6 protein-coding genes are annotated in these 5,493 nt (G+C 60.0%); 3 read left to right on the top strand and 3 right to left on the bottom strand.

The annotated features are described in order from the left end of the window. Positions 1-186: 186 nt before the first annotated feature. Both mce and EEB13_RS31265 read left to right on the top strand, forming a co-directional pair. Positions 187-660 carry a methylmalonyl-CoA epimerase gene (gene mce / locus EEB13_RS31270; protein ID WP_141487029.1) on the top strand — a complete coding sequence of 158 codons (474 nt, stop codon included), beginning with the start codon at positions 187-189 and terminating at the stop codon, positions 658-660. 40 nt (positions 661-700) lie between these two features. After that, positions 701-1,720 (top strand): hypothetical protein, encoded by a 1,020-nt coding sequence (locus tag EEB13_RS31265; protein ID WP_141487028.1) that lies wholly within the window; start codon positions 701-703, stop codon positions 1,718-1,720. Between the two features lie 4 nt (positions 1,721-1,724). Here EEB13_RS31265 and EEB13_RS31260 read toward each other — a convergent pair whose 3' ends face one another. After that, on the bottom strand, positions 1,725-2,057 hold the full coding sequence (locus tag EEB13_RS31260) for an ATP/GTP-binding protein (RefSeq protein ID WP_084702718.1): 333 nt from the start codon (positions 2,055-2,057) through the stop codon (positions 1,725-1,727). After that, the gene (gene nucS, locus EEB13_RS31255) at positions 2,057-2,731 is read right to left on the bottom strand and encodes an endonuclease NucS (protein WP_033237400.1); all 675 of its coding nucleotides are present in this window, start codon (positions 2,729-2,731) and stop codon (positions 2,057-2,059) included. The genes EEB13_RS31260 and nucS overlap by 1 nt, the downstream gene beginning before the upstream one ends. Before the next feature lie 42 nt (positions 2,732-2,773). On the opposite strand from nucS, the gene EEB13_RS31250 reads away from it, so the two are divergent. After that, positions 2,774-4,360, top strand: a complete 1,587-nt coding sequence (locus tag EEB13_RS31250; RefSeq protein WP_141487027.1) for an adenylate/guanylate cyclase domain-containing protein — start codon at positions 2,774-2,776, stop codon at positions 4,358-4,360. Between the two features lie 6 nt (positions 4,361-4,366). Here the strand turns inward: EEB13_RS31250 and EEB13_RS31245 are convergent, their stop codons facing one another. Continuing rightward, positions 4,367-5,227 carry a DUF3472 domain-containing protein gene (locus tag EEB13_RS31245; RefSeq protein WP_141487026.1) on the bottom strand — a complete coding sequence of 287 codons (861 nt, stop codon included), beginning with the start codon at positions 5,225-5,227 and terminating at the stop codon, positions 4,367-4,369. Positions 5,228-5,493: the final 266 nt, after the last annotated feature.

Here is a 5,493-nt window from a genome sequence, read left to right as displayed (position 1 = left end):
CCCGGACAGGTCCTTCAACGAACCCATGAGTCGACCCATCGGGGTACGGGCTCCGGCAACAATCACAGAACTGGTCACGATTTCCTCCGGCTGCAAAAAGAGACATAGTCTTCGGGCGCACGTGGTATACGAGCCAAGTCACATCCCGACGTGTACTACTTAAACGGTAGCGCTACCGTGAACGGTATGACACAGACCTCCCCCAGTCCCGCTCTCGCAGCGCTGTCCTCCGACCTCGTCGTCGCCATCGACCACGTCGGAATTGCCGTTCCCGACCTCGATGTCGCCATCGAGTGGTACACCCAGCACCTGGGCATGGTCTCGACTCACGAAGAGGTCAACGAAGCACAGGGCGTGCGCGAAGCCATGCTCTCCGTCGTCGGTGCGCCCGCCGGCTCCACGGCCGTTCAGTTGCTCGCACCTCTCGACGAGAACTCGACTATCGCCAAGTTCATCGACCGCAGCGGCCCCGGACTGCAGCAGCTCGCTTACCGCGTCACCGACATCGAAGCTATTTCCGACGAGCTCCGTGCACGCGGCGTCCGGTTGCTCTACGACGCACCGAGGCGCGGCACCGCGAACTCACGCATCAACTTCATCCACCCGAAGGACGCCGGCGGTGTACTCGTCGAACTGGTCGAACCGGCCGCGTCGCACTAGTAGGCCCGACTCCTGCAGATATGCCAGGTAGATTGTCGCCATGGCATACGAGCAGGACCGCGGTTCCATTCAACTTCCGTTTCAGATCGCACGGAAGGGATACGACCGCGACGAGGTACGCAACTACTTCGAGCGATTCGACGTAGAACTGCGTGTGACGGCTGCGGATCGCGATGCCGCAGCCGCGCAAGCCCGTGACCTTGCCAAGCAGTTGGACGATGCCCGCGACGACATCGACGATCTCCGTAAGGACGTCGACCGCCTGTCCGTTCCGCCCACCACTGCGGAGGGCATGAGCGATCGCATCAGCCGCATGCTCCGACTGGCGTCCGACGAAGCATCCGAGGTTCGTGCCAAGGCCGAGGCCGACGCAGCAGAGATGACCTCCATCGCCGAACAGGACGGCGCCCGCCTACGCGGGCACTACGAGTCGTTGATCGCGGAGCTCGACGACCGTCGCAACGCGATGGAAACCATGCACGAGCAGACCATGTTGCAGGCCAAGACCGAAGCGGCGCGCATCGTCGAAGCCGCGCAGGCCGAGCGCGACCGTCTGGCCGCCGAATCCGAGGCGAAGCGAACTCAGATTCGCGAAGATTTCGACATCTCGATGGCGGAACGACGCGCCAAGGTTGTTGCCGCAGTCGACGAACTCGAAGCATCAAGCAAGGCAGAAGCCGAACGACGATTGACCGACGCCACGCGCGAAGCGCAGCGTCGTCTACAGGCTGCGACAGATCAGTCCGAGCGAAAGATCGCTCACGCCAAGGAACTTGCCGAAGAACTGCGCGTTCTACGTGGACGCATCCTTGCGCAACTCCTGGGAATCCGAGGTCAGCTCGATTCGGTGCCCGCGATGCTCGCCTCCGTCAACCGTGAGAGCGAATTGCTCGACGCTCCGACCACTCCGCCGTCCTCGGAATTCACCGACGACGAGTACGAGGAAACGAGCTACACAGAATCCGAACCGGAAACTGACGACTCGGATGACGTCGAAAACACCAACACAGCCGAAATCGACACCCGCGAGGTCGAACAGCGGGCGCAGTCCCGAAACTGATCCGTCACGACCACCGTCTGGTCAGGCCGCGGGTGCCGCGGCCTGACCAGCATCCGGTATGCCAATGCCGACGCTCCGCGGCCCCACCGGGCTCCGACGGCCACGTCACCACATGCGCAACTCCCGGCCTGATGTCGTGGTCACAGCCGGGGCATCGATAGAACTTCGTGGCATTGGCTCCCGGAATCGGCCGAACCATGTACAGCTCGCCGCCCGGACCGGGCTCCTCCCGGACCACTGCCCCGCCAAAAAGCACACCACGCGGTTCATCCGAAGCCGGACCTCGTCGACTGTCAGTACGACGAGATTGTTTCGGCATCGGTTTCCGGCGAGGCATTAGAAAAGCCGGAACTCGGTGCTCTCGGTCCCACGCAACGCCTCGTAGTCGAGGACAAGGCAGCGAATCCCGCGGTCGGTTGCCAAAGTCTTGGCCTGCGGCTTGATCTGTTGCGCCGCAAACACTCCCGTTACCGGAGCGAGCAGCGGATCACGGTTGAGCAATTCGAGATAGCGCGTCAACTGCTCGACACCGTCGATCTCCCCGCGACGCTTGATCTCGACGGCAACCGAAGCACCATCGGCATCACGAACCAGAAGATCGACCGGCCCGATGGCCGTCATGTATTCGCGTCGTACCAAGGTGTAGCCCTTACCCAGCGTTTCGACATGCTCTGCGAGAAGCTCTTGCAGGTGCGCCTCGACGCCGTCCTTGATCAAACCAGGATCGATACCGAGTTCGTACGACGAATCATGTTCGACCTCTTCGAGGGTGATCCGCAGCTCTTCGCCGGCCTTGTTGGTCACGACCCACAGAATGTCGTCGCTGTCACCGGTGGTCTCGACCAACCAGCACGGCGGACTCATCCAGTTGAGCGGCTTATACGCCCGGTCATCGGCATGGATGCTGACGGAACCGTCCGCTTTGACCAACAGAAGGCGTCTGGCGGTAGGGAGATGGGAGGTCAATCGACCTACGTAGTCGACACGGCAACGAGCAATAACTAAGCGCACTGCACCACCCTAAGGGATCGGTGCGACTAGTCTCGACACACTATGCAGCCCAGCAATGTCCCGAGCGCGCCCCTAGGGTCGTGGCTGCTCGGATCCACAGACGAGAGTCCCCGCCGACGACGCGTTCGCGTCCAAGCCCTCCTCACTGCTCCGCTCCTGGTCACCAATCTGATCGGGTCTGCACTGGCCGTCGTTCTCATCGGAGTTGTTGTTCCAGGCCCGAGCATCATGCGATCGGAGTTCGCGTGGATCAACTTCATCGCAGTGCCGATATTCACTGGGTGTGTCTTCGTCGTCGGGTTGCTCTGGGGAACTACACGCCTCATCCATGATCTTCAGTGGGCAACGGACAACGTCCCGCCGACACCTGAGAATCAGCGTGCCGCGCTGCGTGGACCATGGCGATTGACCCGCGTTCAAGCCATCCTGTGGACGGTGGCATTGGCCACGTTCACCACGATGTACGGGATCGTCGACGCCAACACCATCCCGAAAGTGTTGTTCACCATAGCTTTCAGCGGAATCACGACCTGCGCGTTCTGCTATCTCCTCAGCGAGTTCGCACTTCGTCCCATCGCAGCCCGCGCCCTCGAATCCGGGACACCCCGCAAATCCGCGGTGCTCGGCATCACGGGGCGCACCATCCTGGTCTGGATGCTCGGCAGTGGAGTCCCTGTCACCGGTCTGATGTTGATCGCGATCTTCAGCTTCATCCGTCCAGCCTCCGGGCAGGCTCTCGCAATCGCCATCCTCGTAATCGGCGGAATCACTCTGTGCGTCGGACTCGGGCTGACCTATATCAACATTCGATCGGCTGCGGCGCCGATCCGATCCGTTCGGCGAGGTATGGAGCAAGTCACCCGCGGCGATCTGAGTGCTCACGTCGTTGTCTACGACGGTACCGAATTGGGCTTGCTCCAAACCGGTTTCAATCGTATGGCGGAAGGACTTCGGGAGCGTGAACGCATTCGCGACCTGTTCGGACGACACGTCGGGCATGAGGTTGCAGCCAACGCGATGCGTCAGAATCCCGAACTCGGCGGCGAGGAACGTGATGTATCGGTTCTCTTCGTCGACGTGATCGGTTCCACCACGATCGCCTCGACAAACACCCCCACCGCCGTTGTCGCACTCCTCAACAGGTTCTTCGACGTCATCGTCGACGAGGTCGACGGGCACGGCGGATTTGTCAACAAGTTCGAGGGCGACGCAGCACTTGCCATCTTCGGTGCGCCGAACCGGATCGACGACCACGCGGGCAGCGCACTCGCAGCGGCCAGACAGATCCAGATCCGTCTGTGCGCCGAAGTGCCTGAAATCAATGCCGGCATCGGCGTCGCGTCAGGTATCGCAGTTGCCGGAAATGTCGGTGCGCGTGAAAGATTCGAGTACACCGTGATCGGTGATCCTGTGAACGAGGCAGCCCGTCTCTCCGAGGTGGCCAAGACCGTACCGGGAAATCTGGCAGCGTCAGGCCGCGCTGTTGCGGCGGCACACAACAGCGAAGCCGACCAGTGGCAGATCACCGACAGCATCACACTGCGCGGTCGCCTCGAAGAGACAGAACTTGCGATTCCTCGTGAGCCGGCGGAAGGCCTCATATCAACCCCTGTTCCGCCGACGGACTGAATCCGGTTACGAGCCGAAAATGTCCCCCAGTTGATTCAGTATCGACGTTGACGGATCGGGTTCTGGGGATACCGGGCTGACCGTACTGTCACCGCTGGCGATGTTGAACTGACCGACGGTGGACACCGACTTCGCGGGCGTAACACCGAGACAAGTGTAAATACCGCTGCCACCATTCGAGCTCGGCCAGATCTTGGCTCCAGACGACGGGTTGTCGTTGCCGAACGACACATTCGAATACTTCACGCTCACATCCGGAATGTCGCCACACGTCTTGATCCCGGAGAACTTCTCGATGAAGCCGATAGTCGTGCTCTTCAGTCCACCGAATGCGGCCGGAGTGGACCATGACCCCATCTTTGTGACCACTCCGGTGGAATCATTGGTAATCGTTCCCGACCACGTTGTTGCCGTCGACGACGAACCCGACTTCGTGATGTCGAAGGAATATGCCGTTCCGCGCGAATAGGGAACATCAATGGCACAGGTGACACCATTGCCCCCGTCAGCGCCCGACCGACATTCCGAAGACAGCGGCACACCACCGGCACCGAACAGCGAGAAACGGACACCGGCGGTGCCGTTCGGGTGCGGCTGAATCCCCGAGTAGTAGCCGCCGCCCTTCTCAAATGTCTGATACTGCGCATAGTAGACATAATCGGATGACAACGGGGTGTCCACCGCAACCGTGTAATGGAAGCTGTCGATCGTTGCGACCGGCGTGCGGGGAGTCACGTCGTAGGAGATGAAATGCTGCGGGTTGCCAGCGGGTATCGACGACGCCCCAGGCGCGGCAGCACTCGCCACCCCGACAAGTGCACAGACGGATCCCACTGCAACTATTGATGCGCCTACCAGTCTTTTCATACCTGGAAACGTACACATCAAAAGAATTCACGAATACACGATTTGAGAAACAATTTCAGAATTCTCGAATATTTCCAGCGAACTCAGACATATAAGTACATTCGACTGTTCTATTTGCAATTAATGAATAGATATATCCGAATTCTTACATTCGATTACAAAACTACAATTGTCTGTATGTGAGCTTTATGTTTCGGGGACACGAAAAAGCCCCCCAACAATGTTGGGGGGCTTTCTCAAGTTGTGTTCGGCGGTGTCCTACTCTC

The organism is Rhodococcus sp. WS3, from assembly GCF_003797085.1.
GTDB classification, from domain to species: domain Bacteria; phylum Actinomycetota; class Actinomycetes; order Mycobacteriales; family Mycobacteriaceae; genus Rhodococcus_F; species Rhodococcus_F globerula.
This window is presented reverse-complemented; position numbering and strand designations above follow the sequence as displayed.